General features: G+C 60.7%; 28 protein-coding genes. 16 read left to right on the top strand and 12 right to left on the bottom strand.

Annotated features, from left to right (window positions below):
- Positions 1-5: 5 nt before the first annotated feature.
- From AB4P96_RS22800 to AB4P96_RS22770, 7 genes are all read right to left on the bottom strand, one after another.
- Positions 6-632, bottom strand: a complete 627-nt coding sequence (locus tag AB4P96_RS22800) for a response regulator transcription factor (RefSeq protein ID WP_017136176.1) — start codon at positions 630-632, stop codon at positions 6-8.
- 256 nt (positions 633-888) lie between these two features.
- On the bottom strand, positions 889-1284 hold the full coding sequence (locus tag AB4P96_RS22795; RefSeq protein WP_138450038.1) for a response regulator: 396 nt from the start codon (positions 1282-1284) through the stop codon (positions 889-891).
- Positions 1285-1450: 166 nt separating this feature from the next.
- Positions 1451-2782 carry a deoxyguanosinetriphosphate triphosphohydrolase gene (locus tag AB4P96_RS22790; RefSeq protein WP_017136178.1) on the bottom strand — a complete coding sequence of 444 codons (1332 nt, stop codon included), beginning with the start codon at positions 2780-2782 and terminating at the stop codon, positions 1451-1453.
- Between the two features lie 71 nt (positions 2783-2853).
- The gene (locus AB4P96_RS22785; protein ID WP_395600111.1) at positions 2854-4017 is read right to left on the bottom strand and encodes an EAL domain-containing protein; all 1164 of its coding nucleotides are present in this window, start codon (positions 4015-4017) and stop codon (positions 2854-2856) included.
- A 93-nt stretch (positions 4018-4110) separates the two neighbouring features.
- Positions 4111-4443, bottom strand: coding sequence for a hypothetical protein (locus AB4P96_RS22780; RefSeq protein ID WP_017136180.1), 333 nt, complete (start codon positions 4441-4443; stop codon positions 4111-4113).
- A complete protein-coding gene (locus AB4P96_RS22775) occupies positions 4440-4829 on the bottom strand; it encodes a phage holin family protein (protein WP_017136181.1) in 390 nt (129 codons plus the stop codon). The genes AB4P96_RS22780 and AB4P96_RS22775 overlap by 4 nt, the downstream gene beginning before the upstream one ends.
- Positions 4830-4834: 5 nt before the next feature.
- Positions 4835-5149, bottom strand: coding sequence for a YqjD family protein (locus tag AB4P96_RS22770; RefSeq protein ID WP_017136182.1), 315 nt, complete (start codon positions 5147-5149; stop codon positions 4835-4837).
- A gap of 353 nt (positions 5150-5502) precedes the next feature.
- Between AB4P96_RS22770 and AB4P96_RS22765 the strand changes: the two genes are divergently transcribed.
- Both AB4P96_RS22765 and AB4P96_RS22760 read left to right on the top strand, forming a co-directional pair.
- Positions 5503-6711, top strand: a complete 1209-nt coding sequence (locus AB4P96_RS22765) for an ammonium transporter (RefSeq protein WP_138450029.1) — start codon at positions 5503-5505, stop codon at positions 6709-6711.
- Between the two features lie 89 nt (positions 6712-6800).
- Positions 6801-7037, top strand: coding sequence for a glutaredoxin family protein (locus AB4P96_RS22760; RefSeq protein ID WP_017136184.1), 237 nt, complete (start codon positions 6801-6803; stop codon positions 7035-7037).
- A 49-nt stretch (positions 7038-7086) separates the two neighbouring features.
- On the opposite strand, the gene lysA is transcribed toward AB4P96_RS22760, so the two are convergent.
- Positions 7087-8409, bottom strand: coding sequence for a diaminopimelate decarboxylase (gene lysA / locus AB4P96_RS22755; RefSeq protein ID WP_395600110.1), 1323 nt, complete (start codon positions 8407-8409; stop codon positions 7087-7089).
- Positions 8410-8575: 166 nt separating this feature from the next.
- Between lysA and AB4P96_RS22750 the strand changes: the two genes are divergently transcribed.
- The 3 genes from AB4P96_RS22750 to AB4P96_RS22740 all read left to right on the top strand — a co-directional run bounded on the left by AB4P96_RS22750 (position 8576) and on the right by AB4P96_RS22740 (position 10903).
- Complete coding sequence (locus AB4P96_RS22750) at positions 8576-9487, top strand: LysR family transcriptional regulator (RefSeq protein ID WP_099549060.1); 912 nt, start codon at positions 8576-8578, stop codon at positions 9485-9487.
- 118 nt (positions 9488-9605) lie between these two features.
- Positions 9606-9941, top strand: a complete 336-nt coding sequence (locus AB4P96_RS22745; RefSeq protein ID WP_003189932.1) for a hypothetical protein — start codon at positions 9606-9608, stop codon at positions 9939-9941.
- A gap of 71 nt (positions 9942-10012) precedes the next feature.
- Positions 10013-10903: a pseudouridine synthase gene (locus AB4P96_RS22740; RefSeq protein ID WP_099549059.1), complete on the top strand. Its 891-nt coding sequence runs from the start codon at positions 10013-10015 to the stop codon at positions 10901-10903.
- Between the two features lie 56 nt (positions 10904-10959).
- Here AB4P96_RS22740 and AB4P96_RS22735 read toward each other — a convergent pair whose 3' ends face one another.
- Positions 10960-11181, bottom strand: a complete 222-nt coding sequence (locus AB4P96_RS22735; protein ID WP_017136187.1) for a YgdI/YgdR family lipoprotein — start codon at positions 11179-11181, stop codon at positions 10960-10962.
- Between the two features lie 79 nt (positions 11182-11260).
- A complete protein-coding gene (gene mobA / locus AB4P96_RS22730; protein WP_099549058.1) occupies positions 11261-11863 on the bottom strand; it encodes a molybdenum cofactor guanylyltransferase MobA in 603 nt (200 codons plus the stop codon).
- A 76-nt stretch (positions 11864-11939) separates the two neighbouring features.
- On the opposite strand from mobA, the gene moaB reads away from it, so the two are divergent.
- The gene (gene moaB, locus AB4P96_RS22725; RefSeq protein WP_017136189.1) at positions 11940-12479 is read left to right on the top strand and encodes a molybdenum cofactor biosynthesis protein B; all 540 of its coding nucleotides are present in this window, start codon (positions 11940-11942) and stop codon (positions 12477-12479) included.
- A 22-nt stretch (positions 12480-12501) separates the two neighbouring features.
- Positions 12502-13689, top strand: coding sequence for a gephyrin-like molybdotransferase Glp (gene glp, locus AB4P96_RS22720; RefSeq protein ID WP_050547735.1), 1188 nt, complete (start codon positions 12502-12504; stop codon positions 13687-13689).
- 118 nt (positions 13690-13807) lie between these two features.
- Here the strand turns inward: glp and AB4P96_RS22715 are convergent, their stop codons facing one another.
- Positions 13808-14137 (bottom strand): EscU/YscU/HrcU family type III secretion system export apparatus switch protein, encoded by a 330-nt coding sequence (locus tag AB4P96_RS22715; RefSeq protein ID WP_099549057.1) that lies wholly within the window; start codon positions 14135-14137, stop codon positions 13808-13810.
- On the bottom strand, positions 14134-15711 hold the full coding sequence (locus AB4P96_RS22710) for a flagellar hook-length control protein FliK (protein ID WP_169985708.1): 1578 nt from the start codon (positions 15709-15711) through the stop codon (positions 14134-14136). Before AB4P96_RS22710 ends, AB4P96_RS22715 begins: the two co-directional genes overlap by 4 nt.
- Positions 15712-15911: 200 nt before the next feature.
- Between AB4P96_RS22710 and ccmA the strand changes: the two genes are divergently transcribed.
- The 9 genes from ccmA (at position 15912) to ccmI (ending at position 22850) form a co-directional block, all read left to right on the top strand.
- The gene (gene ccmA, locus AB4P96_RS22705; protein WP_138451781.1) at positions 15912-16547 is read left to right on the top strand and encodes a cytochrome c biogenesis heme-transporting ATPase CcmA; all 636 of its coding nucleotides are present in this window, start codon (positions 15912-15914) and stop codon (positions 16545-16547) included.
- Complete coding sequence (ccmB, locus tag AB4P96_RS22700; protein WP_395600109.1) at positions 16544-17212, top strand: heme exporter protein CcmB; 669 nt, start codon at positions 16544-16546, stop codon at positions 17210-17212. Before ccmA ends, ccmB begins: the two co-directional genes overlap by 4 nt.
- An 85-nt stretch (positions 17213-17297) precedes the next feature.
- Positions 17298-18053 carry a heme ABC transporter permease gene (locus AB4P96_RS22695; RefSeq protein ID WP_138451783.1) on the top strand — a complete coding sequence of 252 codons (756 nt, stop codon included), beginning with the start codon at positions 17298-17300 and terminating at the stop codon, positions 18051-18053.
- Entirely contained in the window at positions 18050-18226 is a 177-nt protein-coding gene (gene ccmD / locus AB4P96_RS22690) for a heme exporter protein CcmD (RefSeq protein ID WP_017136196.1), read from the top strand. The genes AB4P96_RS22695 and ccmD overlap by 4 nt, the downstream gene beginning before the upstream one ends.
- Positions 18223-18678, top strand: a complete 456-nt coding sequence (gene ccmE / locus AB4P96_RS22685) for a cytochrome c maturation protein CcmE (protein ID WP_017136197.1) — start codon at positions 18223-18225, stop codon at positions 18676-18678. The genes ccmD and ccmE overlap by 4 nt, the downstream gene beginning before the upstream one ends.
- Positions 18679-18681: 3 nt before the next feature.
- Positions 18682-20670, top strand: a complete 1989-nt coding sequence (locus AB4P96_RS22680; RefSeq protein ID WP_395600108.1) for a heme lyase CcmF/NrfE family subunit — start codon at positions 18682-18684, stop codon at positions 20668-20670.
- On the top strand, positions 20667-21203 hold the full coding sequence (locus AB4P96_RS22675) for a DsbE family thiol:disulfide interchange protein (protein ID WP_395600107.1): 537 nt from the start codon (positions 20667-20669) through the stop codon (positions 21201-21203). The genes AB4P96_RS22680 and AB4P96_RS22675 overlap by 4 nt, the downstream gene beginning before the upstream one ends.
- The gene (locus tag AB4P96_RS22670; RefSeq protein ID WP_017136200.1) at positions 21200-21673 is read left to right on the top strand and encodes a cytochrome c-type biogenesis protein; all 474 of its coding nucleotides are present in this window, start codon (positions 21200-21202) and stop codon (positions 21671-21673) included. Before AB4P96_RS22675 ends, AB4P96_RS22670 begins: the two co-directional genes overlap by 4 nt.
- Entirely contained in the window at positions 21666-22850 is a 1185-nt protein-coding gene (ccmI, locus tag AB4P96_RS22665) for a c-type cytochrome biogenesis protein CcmI (protein WP_017136201.1), read from the top strand. Before AB4P96_RS22670 ends, ccmI begins: the two co-directional genes overlap by 8 nt.
- The last annotated feature ends 7 nt before the right edge of the window (positions 22851-22857 follow it).

Raw genomic sequence — 22857 nt, 5'->3', positions numbered from 1 at the left:
CTTTCTCACACTAGCGCGTTTCGTTTTGCCATCTCGATAAGTTCTACCAAGGACTTGGCTTTAAGTTTTTGCATCAGCCTTTTTTTGTAGGTACTTACTGTCTTATTACTTAGAAACATACCTTTGGCGATTTCTTTGTTTGTACGACCTTGTGCAAAAAGTTGCAGCACCATCAGTTCCCGGTCGTTCACGGCCTTGAATAATTCAAGTTCCAGTGCGTCCTTGCTGTCGGCGCCATTGGAATTGAGTGCCTGGCTGGGGAAGTAGTTGTAGCCAGACAGTACCGCACGAATGGCACTCAGCAGTTCGCTCAGGTCGCCTTCCTTGCACACATAGCCGTCTGCGCCCGAGCGCATGCAGCGGGTGGCAAACAACGTCGGGCTCTGGGCCGTCAGGATCAGGGTTTTCATCGAGGTGTTCATCGCGTTGAATCGGCAGAGCACTTCGAGGCCGTCGAGTTTTGGAATACTGATGTCCAGGATGATCAGGTCGGGCAGGCATTCGCGAACCATTTGTATCGCGTCACAACCGTTGTCCGTTTCGCCAACGATTTTATAACCTTCGTGTTCCAGCAACATGCGAATCGCCAGCCTGATAACCGGGTGATCATCAATGATAAAAACCGTGTTCATAATCATATTCCATGCAAGTGCAAATAAAGCGGGCACATTAGCTCAGAAGAAGAGGGAGGAGGACGAGCGTTGGGGGGAGTAGATATAAAACAGGAGAATTCCTACATAATAAAAGGTAACGACCTACGGTTCGATAAGGCTTTGCGTCGTCGGATGTAAGTAATAGTTGGATCAGTAAGCCTTGGAGCAGTGCCAGGGATTCGGCGATGGTTTTGCGGCGATTGTTTACCGGTGAACGGTGTTTATAGTCCTACAGTTATAACGAGAGCAGTGGCTCAATCAACTCTGTCAGTGCATCTTTATTCAGGGGCTTCAATAAATAACCAAGCAGGGGCAGCCCGCGCCGCCGGGCCTGGAGTGTCAGGTTGGACAACTCTGTTGCGGGCAGCCCGCTCAACAGGATTGCGCCGGTGATGAAGTGTTGGCGGCTGGCAATGTCTACCAGTTCCAGCCCAGGCAGGTCAGGCAGGCATTGATCGCACAGCATCAAGTCAAAGGGGCGGGTGGCGCAAGACATCGAGCGGATCGCCTGCTCGGCATTTTCCGCAAGGGTCAGTTGTTCGAAACCGAAGCTTTTGAGCAGGCACTGCGTGGCCAGGAGTTGAAAGGGATGATCCTCCACCAATAGGATTCGAAGACGGGGTATGGGCATAGAAGGCACATGGCTCAGTCAGAGGGGCGTGACGTAGGAATTGCGTGTCAGGTTCGCAAGAAGCGTGCGCGATTATTCCTCGAGCGGATGTGCGAATTCGATCAGGCCGCTCTGTTCCCGTCGTAGGTAAAGTCTGTACGGGACGCAGGCGGCATAACCTAAGGTTTTACTGTGGGCTGGAACGCCCGGTCATCTCCCGTGCCATTTCGGTGGCGTAGCTGTCGGTCATGCCGGCGATAAAGTCGATCATGCGCAGAAACGAAGCGTGCAGCGACCAGGCTGGGTTCGGCGCGCTGTTGCCCAGCAAGTCAAGGATGCGTCGGTTCTTGAACGACGGCGTACGCCCGCCATGCTGCTCCAGGGCGGCACCGCAAAACGCGTTCAACAGGATTTCCAGGGTGGTGTAGGCGCCGATCTCGTGCAGGGTCTTGCGTTTGTCCTGGAAGATTTTTTTGCGCGCCATGTCCTTGGCGTCCAGTACACAGCGCTTGGCCGGGCCGTGCATGTGTTCCACCAGGTCGCCCGGCAGTGTGCCGGCGAGCAATGCGTCCTGCTGCTCGACGAAGGCGCGTGCCGCCGCATTGGTCAGGTGCTCGATGGCCTTGCCGCGCAGGATCGCCAGCTTGCGCCGGCGTGAATCCTGCGGGCCCAGTTGCCGGTAGGTCTGGGGCAAATCATCACCCACCAGATCGAGCAGCAGCGACTCGACTTCGGCATATTCGAGCAGCTCCATCTCCAGGCCGTCTTCGAGGTCGATCAAGGCGTAGCAGATATCGTCGGCCGCCTCCATCAGGTAGACCAGCGGGTGACGGGCCCAGCGTTGCTCTTCCAGCTGGGGCAGGCCGAGCTTGTGGGCGATCTGTTCAAGGATCGGCAACTCGCTCTGATAACAACCGAACTTATGCTTCTTGTAGCCCAACGAATCCGCGTGGCGGGCGGTCCAGGGGTACTTCAGGTAAGTGCCGAGGGTGGCGTAGGTCAGTCGTGTACCGCCGTCGAACTGGTGGTACTCCAGCTGGGTAAGCACCCTGAAACCTTGGGCATTGCCTTCGAAATTGAGGAAGTCGTTGCGTTCGGCACTGCTCATGTCATCCAGCCAGCCGCGTCCGGCCGCCTGTTGGAACCAGTGGCGAATGGCATCTTCACCCGAGTGACCGAACGGCGGGTTGCCGATGTCATGGGCCAGGCAAGCCGATTGCACCACCATGCCCAGGTCGCTTGGCTCGCACCAGTCGGGCAGGGCGCTGCGCAAGGTTTCGCCGACACGCATGCCAAGGGAGCGGCCGACGCAGCTGACTTCCAGGGAGTGGGTCAGACGTGTATGGATATGGTCGTTACTGGACACCGGGTGCACTTGAGTCTTGCGGCCCAGGCGGCGGAACGCGCCGGAGAAAATAATCCGATCGTGGTCTTTGTGGAACGGGCTACGGCCGAGTTCTTCCGGGCTGTGCAGGGGTTTTCCAAGACGTTCGCGGGTAAGCAGGGTGGGCCAATCCAAGGCGGTTACTCTCCGTGCGGTGAATGACCCTCCCAGCTTCCCGGTTCAGCGCGGCATCGGCAAGCAAAAATCTACAGGCCCGCCGCATCGATATCGATTAACAGCAAGCGCTGACCGTTATCGAAGAATTGTCCGGCGGTGAGGCAGTACTGGTTGGTGGTGGCATCGCGGTAGGTCGACGACAGCGTCAGGCGCCGCTCCTCCCAGCCTTCAGCGAGCAAGTAATAGAAATACGGCCGCCATGACCAGTTGTGGCCCAGGTAGCGGCTGTCGGCTTGCCAGGCATCCTGGCGCCACTCGAAGTTGGGCGTCAGTTGGGTGCCATGGCGGTCGCACTGGTAAAAGCGCAGCAGCCATGGAAAGTCCGGCAATTGGGGCAGTTGATCGAGCGGCGCGCGGGCCTGTGCCCAGCTTTGCAGGATGTTCATCAGCTCGGCCAATTGCACGCGCAACTGCATCACACGGCCACGCTCGGCGAGTTTGTGTTGCACGTAAACCCCGCGCAGTTGGGCAAAGCGCGCGACGAACGCATCGGCCGCAAACCAGTCCAGTTGGGCCTGGGCAAACAGATAGCCCTGCACATAACGTGCGCCGCACTCCAGGGCAAAATTCAGTTGCGCCTCGGTTTCCACGCCCTCGGCGATGATCCAGCAGCCGGTTTTTTCGGCCATTTGCGCCAGTGCCCGCACCACGTCACTGCTCGGCCCGCCTTTGGCGGCTTCCTGGAACAGGCGCATGTCGAGCTTGAGAATATCCGGCTGCAGCGCCAGTACGCGGTCGAGTTGCGAATAGCCGGCACCGAAGTCATCGATGGCGATGCGTGCGCCAGCGTCGCGATAGCGTGCGACCACCTCGGCCAGGCGCTGGATGTCGCCGCCCAGTTCGGTGATTTCAAACACAATGCGCCGCGGATCGACATTGTGGGCCTGCACTTGTTTCAGGCTGGGCAAGGCTTGGCCAGGGCGCAGGCGGTTGATCCAGCGCGGTGAGATGTTCAGGCTCAGAAACCAGTCGGCGGGTGCTTCATGCAGGCGGCTCAAGGCGTTTTCGCGGATCTGCCGGTCCAGACGGCGCAGGGCCACACCCGGTGTGCGTGGGTCGGCAAACAGCGGGCCTACCGACTGCAAGTGACCATCGGCCTGACGCAAGCGGCCCAGGGCCTCGACGCCGGCAATGCGCCCGGTGGCGGTGTCGATGAATGGCTGGAAACAGGCGAGCGGTTGCCCGTCGATCACGGGGCCTCCTTAAGAGAGCTGGCGAAAAAAAGGCCCGGCCCTCAGTGACGAGGGCCGGGCCGATTCTGTTTGCAAGAATGCAGCCAGCCAGCTTCAGCCTTTACGCTGCATGGCCAATTTGATCAGCGGGATCAAACCGGCACCCAGCCGCACCAGGCGCGTCAGGCTGCTGATGCCGCCGCCCTTGGCGCCCTTGCCGGTGAAAAAGCCCATCAGGGTCACCGCCGCCACGCCCCACAGCGGCGCGTGCTTGATGCCCAGGCTGTCTTGCCAGTTGTGGCGCATGTCGCGCATTTTGTTCAACGGCGCCATCAGTTGCTGGGACTCGTGACGGATCTCCTGGCGATGCATTTCCATGCGCAGGCGAATCAACGCCTTGCGCATTTCCCGGCGCGAGGTGTTTTGCGGGATTTCAGTCATGCTCATGGCAGCAGGCGCTCCCGATCATTGGCCAACTCTTCAAGGGTGGCGTGGAAGGGCGTGGATTCATCGAACACCGCCGCTTTCAAGCGCACCCCGCAGAAGGCCGCGGCCAGGCTGTAGAACACGCAAAGGCAGATAATCCCGGTGAGACGATAGCCGGTGTCCCACACCAGAATCATCACCAACGTCGACAACCCCACCAGCAATAACAGCGCAAACACCAGCGCCAAGCCTGCAAACAGCAGCAGGCTCACGGTGCGGGCCTTCTGTTCCTGCAACTCGATGCCAAATAATTCGACGTGGCTGTGCAGCAAGCCCAGAACGGCTGCGCCCAGGCGTCGTGAAGTGGAACTGGTGCCCGTGGACGAGCCGGTTTCGCCGATAGACATGATAGTTAGCGCCTTGTAGCCAGCAGACCGATCAAAAAGCCCACGCCGGCGGCAATGCCTACAGACTGCCAAGGGTTGGCCTGCACGTAATCTTCGGTGGCCGTGACCGCCGCCTGGCCGCGTTCACGCAGGGAATCTTCGGTCAGTTGCAGGGTTTCACGGGCTTTGAGCAGGCTCTCGTGAATCTTGCTGCGCAGCTCATCGGCCTGGTCACCGGCCAGCACGGCGGTGTCGTCGAGCAACTTTTCGGTGTCACTGACCAGGGTTTGGAAATCCGCCATCAGTATTTCTTGAGCAGTCTTTGCAGTTCTTCTGGCCATGGGTATCTCCGTGATTGGCTGATCTGGTTTGGTACGTGTGGTTTCGAGTCACCGGTTTCGGTGAAGGTTCACTTCAATTGTCTGGTACAGCTTTTGCTTTGCCTTGGTGCGCAGGCCCTGGGGCTTGCGCCGAGTCGGGGCGGATCGAGGCCAATGCCTGGAAAAACCTTACCCTAAATCACACAAACTCGCGGAAAAACCCTGTCGGCAACGGCCCATTGTGTTGATCGCTGCGCTAAAACGGTTCACGCCCTCTCAAGAGGGGCGGTGCCGGTGGTGCCAATTTAGTGCGCGCAACCCTGGCTTGAACCGCTTTGGTGCTTTTTGCCTTGAATGCAGGCCTGCCAACCTCCATGGAAAATTTGCAAAGCGCAGTGGACACCCTCGTCCACAGCTCCAATACCCTGTTTATCCTGATCGGTGCGGTCATGGTCCTGGCCATGCATGCCGGCTTCGCGTTCCTTGAAGTCGGCACCGTGCGCCAGAAAAACCAGGTCAACGCCCTGTCGAAAATCCTCAGTGACTTCGCGATCTCGACCCTGGCTTATTTCTTTATAGGCTATTGGATCTCCTACGGTGTGAGCTTTATGCAGCCGGCCGCGGTGATCAGCGCCGACCACGGTTATGGCCTGGTGAAATTCTTCTTTCTGTTGACCTTCGCGGCAGCGATCCCGGCGATCATTTCCGGCGGCATTGCCGAACGCGCCAAGTTCGCCCCGCAGCTGTGTGCCACCGCGCTGATCGTGGCGTTTATCTACCCGTTTTTCGAAGGCATGGTGTGGAACGGCAATTTTGGCCTGCAAGCCTGGTTGCTCGCGCGCTTTGGCGCCAGCTTCCATGACTTTGCCGGCTCCGTGGTGGTGCACGCCATGGGCGGCTGGCTGGCGCTGGCGGCGGTGCTGCTGTTGGGCCCGCGCAACGGGCGCTACAGGGAAGGGCGGCTGGTCGCGTTTGCGCCTTCGAGCATTCCGTTCCTGGCGTTGGGTTCGTGGATTCTGATCGTCGGCTGGTTCGGCTTTAACGTGATGAGCGCGCAAACCCTCAACGGTGTCAGCGGCCTTGTCGCCGTCAACTCACTGATGGCGATGGTCGGCGGTACGGTCGCGGCCTTGGTGATCGGCCGCAATGACCCTGGCTTCCTGCACAACGGCCCGCTGGCAGGGCTGGTGGCGATTTGCGCCGGCTCCGACCTGATGCACCCGGTGGGCGCGCTGGTCACGGGCGTGGTCGCGGGTGGGCTGTTCGTGTGGTGCTTTATTGCCGCCCAGGATCGCTGGAAGATCGACGACGTGCTGGGCGTATGGCCGCTGCATGGCCTGTGTGGTGTGTGGGGCGGCATTGCCTGCGGGATCTTTGGCCAGACCGCATTCGGTGGCCTGGGCGGCGTCAGCCTGATCAGCCAGTTGATCGGCACCGCGCTGGGCGTGGCCGTGGCATTGGGCGGCGGCTTGCTGGTATACGGCGTGATCAAGCGCGTGCACGGGCTGCGTCTGAGTCAGGAGCAGGAGTATTACGGCGCGGATCTGTCGATTCACAAAATTGGTGCGGTCAGCCAGGATTGATCGACTGTCTGGCAACAGGCTGGCCCGCTCGCCACAGTCAGGTGGGTGGGCTTAGAATGGTTGCCTGTTTTTGATCGGGTCCATTCGCCATGCTTCCTGAATGCCAGTTGTTCGGCACCCTGGGTTGCCATCTCTGTGAGCTTGCTGAAGCCGAAATCATGCCGCTCGTCGAGGGCGGGTTGCTGGTGGAGTTGGTGGATATCACTGACCCCGATGACCTCACTGAAGTTTACGGGCTGCGCATCCCGGTGCTTCGGCGCGCCGATACAGGCGCGGAGCTGGATTGGCCATTCGAGGCCGAACAGGTGGTCAACTTCCTTAAATAGCGCGAGCCCGGTGGCTTGCCGACCACCAGGCTTTGGCTGTTCAAGCGTTTTAAGTGTTCTCCAGACCGCAGCGCTCATGCGCGATCAAGTCATCGTGGGTTTCGCGCCGCCGTATCAATTTGGCGTGTGCTCCCTCCACCAGCACTTCTGGTGGGCGGCCTCGGGAGTTGTATTGGCTGGCCATGCTCATTCCATAAGCACCACATGAGAAAATCGCCAACAAGCTTGCGTCCTCCAGTACGGGCAAGGGCCGGCCTAATGCGAAGTGATCGCCGGTTTCACAAATGGGGCCAACAATGTCGACCTCTTCCAGAGGCGCGGCTCCCGCCTCACGGACGCTCTCGCTCAACGCCGTCCAATGGCCGGAAAAGTCGCCAAATCGGGTTGGCCAGATGACGTGATTCGCGCCGTATAAAGTGGGGCGCAGCAGGACGTTCATACCCGCATCAACAATCGCAATCTTGCGATCCCAGCCTTGTTTGATGTACTCGACCGTGGTGAGTAAAACGCCCGCGTTCGCGCTGATCGAACGGCCCGGCTCAATGATGAAGCGCAGACCACGACGTTTCAGTTCTTGCAGACGCTCACAAATATGCGCTCCCGTTTCAGTCAGTGAACAGACGGGATTGCTTTCGTTGCCGTATTGCGCTGGAAACCCACCGCCGATATTGATGAACTCAATCGGGCAGTCAGCGGCCTGAAGCCGGTTGACCATTTCTTCAATCTTGTCGATGGCAGACAAGTAGGTGTGGGCCGATGGGATCGGGGACCCGAGATGTATATGGATGCCAACCACATCGACGCTCGCGTAACGCTTTGGGGTAAACAGTTCATAGGCGCGTTCAATCGGTATGCCAAATTTCGTCTGGCGGCCGCCAGTGGCCGTTTTCTCATGGGTACCGGCATCCACCACATCCGGATTGACCCGAATGGCCACCTTTACACGCTTGCCGGCCGCCGACGCTACCGCATCCAGGCGCAGCAACTCTGCCTCGGACTCCACATTGAAAAGGAATACGCCCACGTCAACGGCATAGCTGATTTCTTCGTGGGACTTGCCGACACCCGCGAACACTATCTTGTCTGCGGTCACGCCTGCCATCAGTGCCCGGTACAGTTCACCGCCACTGACCACATCGAGGCCGGATCCTTGGTCGACCAAGAGCTTGAGGACGCTGAGATTGCTGCAGCTTTTAACCGAGAAGCAAATCAAAGGCGCCAGTGCAGAAAATGCGTTTTGTAGTACGGCATAGTGATTTTTCAGCGTCTGTGCTGAATAGAGATAAACAGGGCTGCCGTGCTGTTCGACAATGGCACTTACATCCACTTGCTCTACATGTAAATGGCCGTTGATAAAATTAAAATGGTCCATCTTCCTACCTCGATTGGATGACTCCGACTAAACGCACTGACAACTTTCTCGGCGCAGACGATGCAAGTGTGCATGGCGAAAAAATAAAGAAAAAATATCAAAATGATGGCCATCTATTCATTTCTGATATGGTTCGCCCCCTTCAATTCAACGCGTGGGTGTGCTCATGAATTTCAGTTTTCGCCATGTGGAAGTGTTCTGGGCGGTCATGACCACCGGCAGTGCGACCGCTGCCGCGGCATTGCTGCATACCTCGCAGCCCACTATCAGCCGCGAGCTGAGTCGTTTTGAAACTTTGACTCAGTTGACCTTGTTCAAACGCGCGGGCGCGAAACTGATTCCCACCGAGCATGGCCTGATGCTCTTCGATGAAGTTCAGCGCAGCTATGTGGGCCTGGCTCGCGTCAAGAACGCCGCTGAGGCCATCCGGCACTTTCGCCATGGGCAAATTTCGCTGACCTGCCAGCCTGCGTTTTCGAATGCCTTGCTGCCACAGGTCTGCCAGGATTTTTGTATTAAATTCCCGGGTGTCAGCATCAATGTCACGCCGCAGGAATCTCCCGCCCTGGAAGAGTCACTGACGGCTCAGCGTTATCATTTGGGGCTGACTGAAACCCTTGAGACACCACCTGGAACCCACAGCGAAACCTTGTTAAACCTTGATGTGGTGTGTGTATTGCCTTCTCATCATGTGCTTAATGCAAAAGCAGTCCTCACGCCAGAGGACTTCAATGGGCAAAACTTTGTTTACCTTGCGGCGGATGACCCCTACAGGATCAAAACCGACGCGATCTTTCAGCAGGCGGGCATTGAGAGACGGCTGGTGGTCGAAACGCATAACGCCAGCGCTGTGTGTGCGACCGTAAACCTGGGTGTGGGCGTAGCAATCGTCAATCCGCTCACCGCTCTGGACTATGTAGGCAGAGGTTTGCAGATCCGGCGTTTTTCCCATTCGATTTCTTACTGTGTGAGTGTCGTGCGGCCGTTGCACCGCCCTGAATCGTCCAGCGTCATTCACTTTGTGGATGTGCTGCGCAGCCATTGTCAGCGCATAAGTGCTCAGTTGCAGAACCTCTGAGCAGGCCCACTGGTCGCGCACGGGTGGTCTTGATTGCACAGGCGCGTTTTCGCGATGGCGAGTTTCCGAATATTAAGTTACTGTATGTTTGTACAGCGATTGAATAGAGGGAACGCCCGTGGTGAATGTTGAACAACTGAAAAGCAGCGTCAATCGCATGTCCGCCGACGTCGTGCGCGATGCGGTGAATGAGCTGCGCCTCGACGGCCTGGTCACGGAAGGCAAGACGCCGTTTAACAAAGTGCATTTCAATACCTGCTTTGCCGAGATCGAGGCGTTGTTCCAGCGCGCCGGTTACCACAAGCAGTTGGACGTGGTGGGTTACCAGGGCTTGTTGTACGCGCTCTACGATCCCGGCCGCTGGGAAGCGGTGGACGTGTTGCGCTGGCTCAAGGAATTTACCGAGGCGGCCAGCGCCTCGCCGGTGTTGCGAGCGCAATTGGCCAAGGCCTGAGATCCGCCCTAGGCCCAATCGCGTTCCATGCGGGATAATGCCTGCCGGTTTATCCAGGTTTCGAGCATTGCATGTCCACATCCGCTTTCTCTGCGTCCCAGCATCAAGCCAGCACCTTGTATCTGCCACCCGGCCCGTGGGCGACAGTGCTCGATTGCCTGTGCGAGCACTTTCCGGCGATCAGCCGTGAACACTGGCTGGACCGCGTCGCCCGTGGCCGCGTCTTGGACATCAATGGCCTGCCAATCAGCCTGGACCTCGCCTACAAGGAAGGCCTGTGCATTTATTATTTTCGCGAAGTGCCGAATGAGAAGGTGATCCCGGTTCAGGAAAGCATCCTGTATGCCGATGAGCACTTGGTGGTGGCCGACAAACCACACTTTCTGCCGGTGACCCCGGCCGGCGAATACGTCGAACAAACCCTGTTGCGCCGCCTGATTCGTCGCCTGGATAACCCCGCGCTGGTGCCCCTGCATCGCATTGATCGGCACACGGCGGGGCTGGTGCTGTTCTCGGCCAACCCGCAAACCCGGTCGGCGTATCAACAGCTGTTTCCCACACGGCGCATCGATAAATTCTACGAAGCCATTGCCCCGGCCTTACCCGACCTGACCTTCCCGCTGGTGCATAAAAGTCGCCTGGTCGATGGCCAGCCGTTCTTTCGCATGCAGGAAGGGCCGGGCGCCAGCAACACCGAAACGGCGGTGCAAGTGCGCGAGAAAAATGGCGATCTGTGGCGCTACGGCCTGTTCCCCGTGACCGGCAAGAAGCACCAGCTGCGGGTGCACATGACGGCGCTGGGGGCGAGTATCTGCAACGACCCGTTCTACCCCGATGTGCTCAAGGATGCCGAGGACGACTACGCCAACCCACTCAAACTGCTGGCCCAGGGCGTGCGCTTTATTGACCCGGTGACCGGTGAACAACGCCATTTTCGCAGCCGCATCACCCTCGACTGGTAACCGCCAGAAACGACAAGGCCCGCACATGGCGGGCCTTGTGGGCAAACGCTTAAGACTTACAGGTCTTTAACGGTGCGAACCTGATCCTTGTTGATACGGGTCTGCTTGCCGTCAAGTTGTTCGAACTCGTAGAAGCCCGAAGCCTTGTCGTATTTAGGGGTGTCGACGGCCTGGATTTCGCGACCGTCATTCAGGGTGATCACTGTAGGCGAAGCGCAACCGGCGAGAGTGGCGAGGCCCAGTGCAAGCATGAGAGCGGCGATGGTCCGTTGAGTCATGAGTTTGTCTCCAAGAGAATTCTTTTAAATAGCTGACCTTGTGACGCGCATGGCGTCGACAAAGTTCCTTGTGCGAGGTTCATTCTGACACGCCAGACCCAGGGTGCAACAGCTCGGGTGTATTCAGATTGGCCAGGCGTGGGTCGTCAGCTTGGCATTCCAGGCCCACACCGCCCAACTGCAGGAATATCTTGCGCGGGCTGCGCTCACCGGCGTCCCATGCCTGTTGTACCTGGGTTTTGAGGTGGGTGGGGATGATGCAGATCAAGGGTTCCCAGAACTCGCCATGGCGTACCATTACCGGCACCTGCGGGTTGCGGTGTGCCGTCTCACACAAATCGGCCAACAGTCTCACGTCGATGTTGGGTACGTCACACGGCAGTATCAGCACATGCGCATGGCGCGCGGCGGCCAGGCCCGCGCGGATGCCCGCCAGCGGGCCGGGGAAGTCCGGGCTGTCGTCGCTCACCAACTGGTCGGCATAGGGTGCGTACTGCTCATGGTTGCGGTTGCACGAGATGATCAGGTCATCGGTCAGCGGTCGGGTCAGGCGCTGCAAATGTGCAACCAATGGCTGGCCGTGCCAGGGCAGCAGGCCTTTGTCCTGGCCGCCCATGCGTTGGCCACGGCCGCCGGCCAGCAGCAGGATCGAACAAGGCAGGGGCGAAGAATCAAGCGACATGGTGGTTCCGCAGCGGCAGGCAAATAGGGGCCTGTGATATAACATCGGGCTGTTCATTCGACAACCGGACCAAGCCATGAAAGCCAAGGCTGATGCGCCCTTCGTACCCCTCAATATCGCTGTGCTGACTGTCAGCGACACCCGCACCCTGGACACCGACACCTCCGGCCAGGTCTTCGTCGATCGCCTGGCCGCCGCCGGCCACAACCTGGCCGAGCGCGTGCTGCTCAAAGACGACCTGTACAAAATCCGCGCCCAGGTCGCCCACTGGATCGCCGAAGACGTGGTGCAAGTGGTGCTGATCACCGGCGGCACCGGCTTCACCGGCCGCGACAGCACGCCCGAAGCCGTCAGCTGCCTGCTGGACAAGCAGGTCGATGGTTTTGGCGAACTGTTCCGCCAGATCTCCGTGGCTGATATCGGCACCTCCACCGTCCAATCACGCGCCCTGGCCGGCCTGGCCAATGGCACGCTGGTCTGCTGCCTGCCGGGTTCGACCAACGCGGTGCGCACCGGTTGGGATGGCATCCTTGCCGAGCAACTGGATAACCGCCACCGCCCGTGCAACTTTGTGCCGCACCTGAAGCAGGCCGAACCCTGCGAATCCCGTGGATAAGCCTGGCAAGTCCGGTGCACTGATGCCGGTGGAACAAGCGCTGCAGCAACTACTGGACATGGCTGAAGCAACGCCGATTCGCGAGCACGACGTGCAGCCCTTGGCCGAGTGTGATGGCCGCGTATTGGCGCAAGATTTGGTCTCCACCCTCGACCTGCCGCCCTGGCCCAACAGCGCCATGGACGGTTACGCCCTGCGCCTGTCGGACTGGACCGGCGAGCCGCTGCCCGTGAGCCAGCGCATCTTCGCCGGCCAGGCACCGCAGCCACTGGCGGCCGGCACTTGCGCGCGCATCTTTACCGGCGCGCCGGTGCCCGAAGGCGCCGATTGTGTAGAGATGCAGGAAAACGCCGTGGTCCACGCCGACGACCGCGTGAGCTTCACCGAGCGCTTGCGGGCCGGCCAGAACATCCGCCCCCAAGGCCAGGAAACCACGGTCGGCGAGTTGGTGCTTAACGCAGGCACCCGGCTTGGCCCGATAGAGCTGGGCCTGGCTGCTTCCCTCGGGCATGACTGTTTAAGTGTGGTGCGCCGGGTACGCGTGGCCGTGCTGTCCACCGGCGATGAACTGATCGAACCCGGCCTGCCGCTGGGGCCGGGGCAGATCTACAACAGCAACCGGCGTGTGTTGTGCAGCTGGCTTGTGCGCATGGGCTGTGAAGTGATCGATGCCGGGATTCTTCCGGATGACCTGGAAAAGACCCGCACACGCCTGGCAAGCCTGGGCAGTGTCGACCTGATCCTGTCCACCGGCGGTGTCTCTGTCGGCGAGGCGGACTTTCTCGGCATCGCCCTGCGCGAAGAGGGCGAACTGGCCCTGTGGAAACTTGCGATCAAGCCGGGCAAACCGCTGACCTTCGGGCACTTTCGCGGTGTGCCGGTGATCGGCCTGCCCGGCAACCCGGCGTCGACTTTGGTGACCTTTGCGCTGCTGGCCCGGCCCTATCTGCTGCGCCGCCAAGGCGTGCAGGACGTGGCGCCGCTGCGCTTCGAAGTGCCGGTGGGGTTCGTGTGGCCTCAGCCGGGCAACCGCCGCGAGTACCTGCGCGGGCGTATCGAGCAGGGCCGGGCGATTATCTACCGCAACCAGAGCTCCGGCGTGCTACGCAGCGCGGCGTGGGCCGAAGGGTTTGTGGAGGTGTTGGAGGGGACGACACTCGATATTGGCGACCGCGTCAATTTCATTCCCTTGAGTGAAGTCCTGAACTGACAATAGAGACCGACTGTGGGAGCTGGCTTGCCTGCGATGCAGACACCTCGGAGTGTCAGGTACACCCGGTTGATGCCATCGCAGGCAAGCCAGCTCCCACATTTGGATTTGCGTGCAGCTAGTAATCATCCCCACGCGCAGTCACATCCCGCTCCACCGGCTCGGCATTCGGGTCATAGCCCACCGGGAATTTGCCCTTGAGCGTCCACGCAAACGCAATAATTTCGGCCACCGTGCGGTACAACTCCTCCGGAATGCTGTCGCCCAATTCCATGCGCGCCAGCAGTTTCACCAACTCGGCATTCTCATAGATCGGCACTTCATTTTCCCGCGCCAACTTCAAAATGGCTTCGGCCAGGGCATCGTCGCCCTTGGCCGTCAGGGTTGGCGCTTGCTGGCCGTCGTACTTGAGGGCAATCGCCTGGCGTGGCGGAAGGGAGTTTTTCATGCGGTTTCATCCACCCAGCGTTGCTCCAATCCGGTTCGTGGCCCACGTGGCGGCGTACCGAGGTGGCAGTCCAGGTCGCCGACATTGATGCCCGAGGTCACCAGGCGCTCGCGCAAGCTGCCCAAGTGGCTTTCGATCAGGCTGGCGGTAAACGGGCGCGAGGCCCACAGCTGGCTGGACAATTTGCCCTGGGTCAGTTGCGCCTGCACCTGCAACGGCCCCAGCGGCTCCATGTCGAAGGCCAGCTCGACGCGCCAGAGCATTTGCTTGGGGTCTTTCTTGTCCTTGCGCTCCGGTTGGTCCTTGTCCGGCGGCGGTTCTTCACGCTGGAACTTGACCTGCAACGGCACAATGTCCTGCAAGGTGCGCATGGGGATTTCCAACTGCCAAGTGGTTTGCAGGCGGCCATCGGCGGTAGTGCCGGTTTGCTCCAGGCTCGATAACTGGTGGCTTTGCAGCCGGGAAATGGCCCCGGCGGCCAGGCGCAGCAGGTTTTCCAGGTCGCCTTCGCCTGCAAGTTTGGCCATCAGCCGGTCCGGCAGCGGAAAGCCCGCCGGGGCTTGTCGTGCGCCGATCTGGCCGAGGGTGCTGAGCGGGTTGCGCACGAAGTTGGGCAGTACCTGGGCCAGGGTATTGGCGGCGAGGATGGCGTTCAGATTAGTGGCGGCGGGCAGCGCCGGCAGCAGTTCGGCGACCAGCCGCAGCAGGCTGCCTTTCATGTCCAGCGGTGGCACTTGCGGGTCTTGCCCGGCCAGCAGTTTGGCTTCAAGAAACACGCCGCTACTTTGTACCAACTGCGCCAGCACCTTGGGGTTGCTGACTTGCGCCAGGTCGGGCAGGGCGTTGAGCAAGCGCGCGGCGGCGGCGCGCAGGTCGCTGGAGGTGGTGTCGTCGGCAGGCAGGCTTTGCAGCGCGTTGAACAGCACATCCAGCGAGCCTTGGCGACTTTGCTGGGTCGACAACTGTTGCGCCACGGCCAGTTGATCCTTGAGACCGCTCAACGGCACGAAATTCAGGGTCTGCGCATTTTGCACCACGGCGCTGAGCAAGCTGCCGACCCGCAGCGGCTGCGGGCTTTCCAGACTCAACGTGGTGCCGGCCAGGGCGTTATTGAGTACGCTGACCAATGAGCGATAGATCGCCGGTTGCGCGGTGCCTTGCGGCAGCATCTGGGTGGTCAGCACCTTGGCCTGCAACAGCGTGCCCACCGGCAGTTGCGTGGTGTCGATCCGGGTCAGGGCGGCCACATTGGCACTCAGGGCTTGCTGCAAGGTGATGGTCAGGTTGCCGGTCGGCGTCTGGCTCACCGCCACGTTGCTGCCCAGCGGCAACGGCTGGGCGCTGCTGGCCTGTACCAATGTCTGGCGGCCGCTTTCGAGGGTCAACTTGAGCAACAGCTGAAATGCATCGCCGCCTTGTTTAAGCGCTATCACCTCGGCGTTCGCGGTTTTGCCAGGGTCGATCAGGCCGGTCTGCGGCTCCAGCAGTTTCAACAACTCGCCGGTCGGCGGCAGCGGGGCAGGCCCGGGCGTCGGTGCTGGCGGCAGCGTAGGAAGGTTGATCTCACCGGTCATCGTGCGCGTCGTCTCTGGGGAAATTGCCCTCTTTAGAGTAGGGCATCACATGTATAATGCCGCCCGTCTGCAAAGAGAGCGGTAAAAACCTCACAACTATTTGATCCAGCTCTCTAAAATCGGTCGCCAAAGCCGTTATTGTGCACTTCTCTATAACGGCCGCTGCACCGCCGACTTGAACCGTAAAGGCCCGCGATCTTTTGACCAGCCCTCTTCTAGAAGCCGTAGCGCTTGCCTGTGAACGCGACCTGCGCCTGCTGTTCGAGCACCTCGAACTGCGGCTGGCGGGCGGCGACATGGTGCAGATCAGCGGCCCCAATGGCAGCGGCAAGACCAGTTTGCTGCGCCTGCTGGCCGGGTTGATGCAGCCGACGGCCGGTGAGGTTCGACTCAACGGCAAGCCCCTCAACGAACAACGCACCGAGCTTGCGCGCAACCTGATCTGGATCGGCCACGCCGCCGGCATCAAGGACGTGCTCACGCCGGAAGAAAACCTCAGCTGGCTCAGCGCCCTGCATCATCCGGCGCCCCGCGATGCCATCTGGCAAGCCTTGGCCGCTGTTGGCCTTAAAGGCTTCGAAGATGTCCCTTGCCACACTTTGTCCGCCGGCCAGCAGCGCCGCGTGGCGCTGGCACGTTTGTATCTGCCTGGCCCGCCGCTGTGGATTCTCGACGAACCCTTCACCGCCCTCGACAAGCAGGGCGTCGCCCAACTCGAAGAACACCTGGCACAGCACTGTGAACAGGGTGGCCTGGTGCTGCTCACCACCCACCACACGCTGGCGCGCAGGCCCGCCGGTTACCGCGACCTGGATTTAGGGCGGTGGTCGGCATGAGTGTGTTCGCGCTGTTAGTCGCCCGTGAAGCCTGCCTGTTGTGCCGTCGCCCGGCTGAATTGGCCAATCCCTTGGTATTTTTCGCCATCGTCATCGCGCTGTTCCCGCTGGCAGTCGGCCCCGAGACTAAACTGTTGCAAACCTTGTCCCCGGGACTGGTGTGGGTGGCCGCGCTTTTATCGGTGCTGCTCTCGCTGGACGGGCTGTTTCGCAGTGATTTTGAAGACGGTTCCCTCGAACAGTGGGTCCTTTCGTCGCACCCCTTGCCACTTCTGGTACTGGCCAAGGTGCTGGCACACTGGGTTTTTTCCGGCTTGGCGCTAGTATTGCTCTCGCCGCTGCTGGCGATGATGCTCGGCTTGCCCGTTGAGTGCCTGCCGGTGTTGCTCCTGTCCTTGTTACTCGGTACGCCGGTGCTCAGCCTGTTGGGGGCGGTGGGCGCAGCGTTGACCGTCGGTTTGAAGCGGGGTGGCCTGTTGCTGGCCCTGCTGATTCTGCCTTTGTACATCCCGGTGTTGATCCTGGGCAGCGGCGCCTTGCAGGCCGCGCTCATGGGCATGCCGGCGACCGGTTACCTCCTGTGGCTTGGCAGCCTGACCGCCCTGGCGGTAACCCTGACACCCTTTGCTATAGCGGCTGGCCTGAAGATCAGCGTCGGCGAATAATGAGGTCTGGCCAAGTGTTATGCCTTGGCCAGTAAAGACCCTGAGCTTTGCGCAATGACGCACAGCCACCGTGATGGAAACAGCAATGAACTGGACCTGGTTTCACAAGCTCGGCTCGCCCAAATGGTTTTACGGCATCAGCGGCAAATTGCTGCCGTGGTTGAGCATCGCCGCCATTTTGCTGATCGGCATCGGCCTGGTCTGGGGCCTGGCCTTCGCGCCGCCGGACTACCAGCAAGGCAACAGCTTTCGCATCATCTATATCCACGTGCCCGCCGCCATGCTGGCGCAGTCCTGCTATGTGATGCTGGCGGTGTGCGGCATCGTCGGGCTGGTGTGGAAGATGAAACTGGCCGACGTGGCCCTGCAATGCGCCGCGCCCATCGGCGCGTGGATGACCGCCGTGGCGCTGGTCACCGGCGCGATCTGGGGCAAACCCACCTGGGGTTCCTGGTGGGTGTGGGATGCGCGGCTGACCTCCATGCTGATCCTGCTGTTCCTGTACTTCGGCCTCATCGCCCTGGGCAATGCCATCAGCAACCGCGACAGCGCGGCCAAGGCCTGCGCGGTGCTGGCGATTGTCGGCGTAATCAACATCCCGATCATCAAATACTCGGTGGAGTGGTGGAACACTCTGCACCAGGGCGCCACCTTCACCCTCACCGAAAAACCGGCGATGCCCGTGGAAATGTGGGCGCCGCTGCTGCTGATGGTGCTGGGGTTCTACTGCTTCTTCGGCGCCGTGCTGCTGATGCGCATGCGCCTCGAAGTGCTCAAGCGTGAAGCCCGCACCAGTTGGGTCAAGACCGAAGTGCAAAACAGCCTGGAAGCGCGCGGATGAACTTCAACTCGTTCAGTGAATTTCTCGCCATGGGCCATCACGGCCTGTATGTCTGGACGGCCTATGGCATCTGCCTGGCGGTGCTGGCCCTCAACGTTGCCGCGCCGATCCTGGCCCGCAAGCGTTACCTGCAACAAGAGGCGCGTCGTTTGCGCCGGGAGACCGATAAGTGAATCCGCTGCGTAGAAAGCGTCTGTTGATCATCCTCGCCATCATGGCCGGCGTCGGCATTGCCGTGACCCTGGCCTTGAGCGCCTTGCAGCAGAACATCAACCTGTTCTACACCCCGACCCAGATCGCCAATGGCGAAGCGCCTGTCGACACGCGCATCCGCGCCGGCGGCATGGTCGAGAAGGGCTCCTTGAAGCGTTCCGGTGATTCCCTTGACGTGACCTTTGTGGTCACCGACTTCAACAAAGCCGTGACCATCACCTATCGCGGCATCCTCCCGGACCTGTTCCGTGAAGGCCAGGGCATCGTCGCCCTGGGCAAGCTCAACGCCGACGGCGTGGTGGTGGCCGATGAAGTACTCGCCAAGCACGATGAGAAGTACATGCCGCCGGAAGTGACCAAGGCGTTGAAAGACAGCGGCCAATCGGCCCCAGCACCTGCCAAGGAGGGCTAAGCCATGACGTCCGCACTGTTTATTCCGGAGCTGGGCCAGTTGGCGATGATCCTCGCCCTGTGCTTCGCCATCGTCCAGGCCGTGGTGCCGTTGCTCGGCGCCTGGCGCGGCGACCGACTGTGGATGAGCCTGGCGCAACCGGCCGCCTGGGGCCAGTTTGCCTTTTTGGTGTTCGCGTTTGGCTGCCTGACCTACGCCTTTATGACCGACGACTTTTCCGTCGCCTATGTCGCCAATAACTCCAACAGCGCGCTGCCGTGGTACTACAAGTTCAGCGCCGTGTGGGGCGCCCACGAAGGTTCGTTGCTGCTGTGGGCCTTGATCCTTGGCGGCTGGACCTTTGCCGTATCGGTGTTCTCGCGCCAACTGCCGCAGGTCATGCTGGCCCGCGTGTTGGCGGTGATGGGCATGATCAGCATCGGCTTCCTGCTGTTTTTGATCATGACCTCCAACCCGTTCACGCGCATCCTGCCGCAGATCCCGATGGATGGGCATGACCTCAACCCGTTGTTGCAAGACATCGGCCTGATCGTGCACCCGCCGATGCTCTACATGGGCTACGTCGGTTTCTCCGTGGCCTTTGCGTTTGCCATCGCCGCCTTGCTCGGCGGGCGCCTCGATGCGGCCTGGGCGCGCTGGTCGCGGCCATGGACCATTGTGGCCTGGGCGTTCCTCGGTATCGGTATCACCCTCGGTTCGTGGTGGGCCTACTACGAACTCGGCTGGGGCGGCTGGTGGTTCTGGGACCCGGTGGAAAACGCCTCGTTCATGCCCTGGCTGGTGGGCACCGCGCTGATTCACTCGCTGGCCGTCACCGAAAAACGCGGCGTGTTCAAAAGCTGGACCGTGTTGCTGGCCATCGCCGCGTTTTCCCTCAGCCTGCTGGGTACTTTCCTGGTGCGTTCGGGCGTGTTGACCTCGGTGCATGCGTTTGCGTCCGACCCGGAGCGCGGCGTGTTCATCCTGATCTTCCTGCTGTTTGTAGTCGGTGGCTCGCTGACCCTGTTTGCGTTGCGCGCACCCGTGGTCAAGAGCCAGGTCGGCTTTAACCTCTGGTCGCGGGAAACCCTGCTGCTGGGCAATAACCTGGTGCTGGTGGTGGCCGCGTCGATGATCCTGCTCGGCACCCTGTACCCCTTGGTGCTGGACGCTTTGAGCGGCGCCAAGCTGTCCGTCGGCCCGCCGTACTTCAACGCGTTGTTTATCCCGTTGATGGGCCTGTTGATGGTGGTCATGGCCGTTGGTGTGCTGGTGCGCTGGAAAGACACGCCGGTCAAATGGCTGGCCGGCATGCTGATGCCGGTGCTGCTGGGCAGCGTGGCCCTGGCAGTGATCGCCGGGTTCGCCTACGGCGATTTCAATTGGGCGGTGCTCGCCACCTTCCTGCTGGCTGCCTGGGTATTGCTCGCCGGTGTGCGCGACATCTTCGACAAGACCCGCCACAAGGGCCTGTTCAAAGGCTTGCCGACGTTGACCCGCAGCTACTGGGGCATGCAAGTCGCCCACATCGGCATCGCCGTGTGCGCCCTCGGCGTGGTGCTGTCCAGCCAGAACAGCGCCGAGCGCGACCTGCGCCTGGCGCCGGGTGAGTCCATGGACCTGGCCGGTTACCACTTCATCTTCGAAGGCGCCAAGCACTTCGAAGGCCCGAACTTCACGTCCGACAAAGGCACTGTTCGTGTGGTGCGCAACGGCAAGGAAGTGGCGGTGCTGCACCCGGAGAAACGCCTGTACACCGTGCAAAGCTCGATGATGACTGAAGCGGGTATCGACGCCGGTTTCACCCGTGACCTCTATGTGGCATTGGGCGAGCCGCTGGGCGACGGCGCCTGGGCGGTGCGCGTGCACGTCAAACCGTTTGTGCGCTGGATCTGGTTCGGCGGTTTGCTCACCGGTTTCGGCGGGTTGCTGGCCGCGCTGGACCGGCGTTATCGGGTCAAGGTCAAAAGCCGGGTGCGTGAAGCCCTCGGCCTGCAAGGAGCGGCGGCATGAAGCGTTGGTTGATGGTGTTGCCGCTGGCGGCCTTTCTGGTGATGGCAGTGTTCTTGTATCGCGGCTTGTACCTCGATCCGGCCGAGTTGCCCTCGGCGATGATCGGCAAACCCTTCCCTGCGTTCAGCCTGAAGACGGTGCAGGGCGAAAAAACCCTGACCCAGGCCGACCTGCTGGGTAAACCGGCGCTGGTCAATGTGTGGGGCACCTGGTGCATTTCCTGCCGCGTTGAACACCCGGTACTGAACAAACTGGCCGAGCAGGGCGTGGTGATCTACGGCATCAACTACAAGGACGACAATGCTGCCGCCTTGAAGTGGCTGGCCGAGTTCCATAACCCCTACCAGCTGGATATCCGCGATGAGGACGGCAACCTCGGTCTCAACCTCGGTGTATACGGCGCGCCGGAAACCTTCTTCATCGATGCCAAAGGCGTGATCCGCGACAAGTATGTGGGCGTGATCGACGAAGTGGTCTGGCGCGAGCAACTGGCCGCCAAGTACCAGGCACTGGTCGATGAGGCCAAGCCATGAAGCGTCTGTTAGCCGCTGCGGTTCTTGCACTTGGACTGGTTGGCGTCGCCCATGCGGCCATCGACACCTACGAGTTCGCCAAGGACGGTGACCGTGAGCGTTTTCGCGAATTGACCAAGGAACTGCGCTGCCCCAAGTGCCAGAACCAGGACATCGCCGACTCCAACGCCCCGATCGCCGCCGACCTGCGCAAAGAGATTTTCCGCATGCTGGGGGAGGGCAAGGACAACCAGCAGATCATCGACTTCATGGTCGACCGCTACGGTGATTTCGTGCGCTACAAACCGGCCCTTACCGGCAAGACTGCGTTGCTCTGGTTCGGCCCCGCTGGGCTGTTGCTGGCCGGCGTGGTGGTGATGGCCGTGATCGTGCGCCGTCGCCGCGCTGCGCCTACTGATGGTTCCGATGCGCTCTCCCCGGATGAACGCAAACGCCTCGACCAATTGCTGGACACCAAGACTGATGATTGATTTTTGGCTCGCAGCAGGGTTGCTGCTCCTGATTGCCCTGAGTTTTCTGTTGATCCCTGTACTGCGCGGCCGCCGTGCCCAGCGTGAAGAGGACCGCACCGCACTGAACGTGGCGCTCTACCAGGAACGCGTAGCCGAGCTGCAAGTGCAGCAGGACGAAGGCGTGCTGAATGCCGCCCAGCTCGACACCGGCCGCGCCGAGGCTGCGCGTGAGTTGCTGGCTGATACCGAAGGCGTGGAAAAGCCGCGTGAATCGCGCCTGGGCAAACCACTGCCGTTGTTGGCGGCGTTTCTCGTGCCGGTCCTGGGCGTTGCGCTGTACCTGCATTACGGGGCGAGCGACAAGGTCGAGCTGACCCGCGAATTCTCCCAGCCGCCGGTGTCGATGCAAGACATGACCCGCCGCCTGGAGCGCGCCGCCGCCGCCCAGCCGGACTCGGCGGAAGGCTTGTACTTCCTCGGTCGCGCTTACATGGCTCAGGACCGTTCCGCCGATGCCGCGAAAATCTTCGAGCGCACCGTCGCTCTCGCCGGTCGCCAGCCCGAACTGCTCGGCCAATGGGCCCAGGCGCAGTACTTTGCCGACAACAAACAATGGTCGCCCAAGGTGCAGGCGCTGACCGATGAAGCCTTGAAGCTCGACCCCAAAGAAGTCACCAGCCTTGGCCTGCTGGGTATCGCCGCCTTTGAAGGCCAGCGTTATCAGGAAGCCATCGATTACTGGAACCGCCTGTTGGCCCAGTTGCCAGCGCAAGACAACTCCCGTGTCGCGCTGCAAGGCGGTATCGACCGCGCGGCCGAGAAGCTCAAGGAAAGCGGTGGCACCGTCGCGGCAAAAACCGTGATGAAAGTCCGTGTGGACCTGGCACCTGATGTGAAGGCCAAAGCCCTGCCCACCGACAGCGTGTTCATCTTCGCCCGCGCCGTGAATGGCCCTCCGGCACCGTTGGCGGCCAAGCGTGTCACCGTGGCTGAACTGCCGGTTACCGTCGAGCTGGGCGATGCGGACGCAATGATGCCGCAGTTGAAACTGTCGAACTTCCCCGAAGTCCAACTGGTTGCGCGCATATCCCGGGCCGGTCAGCCGACCACTGGCGAGTGGATCGGCCGCAGCCAACCTTTGGCCAGCACTACCACTGCGCTGCAGCAACTGACCATTGACACTCCGGACAAGTAAATCGAGG

Source organism: Pseudomonas sp. B19125 (assembly GCF_044218855.1).
Taxonomy (GTDB): Bacteria; Pseudomonadota; Gammaproteobacteria; order Pseudomonadales; family Pseudomonadaceae; genus Aquipseudomonas; species Aquipseudomonas edaphica.
This window is presented reverse-complemented; position numbering and strand designations above follow the sequence as displayed.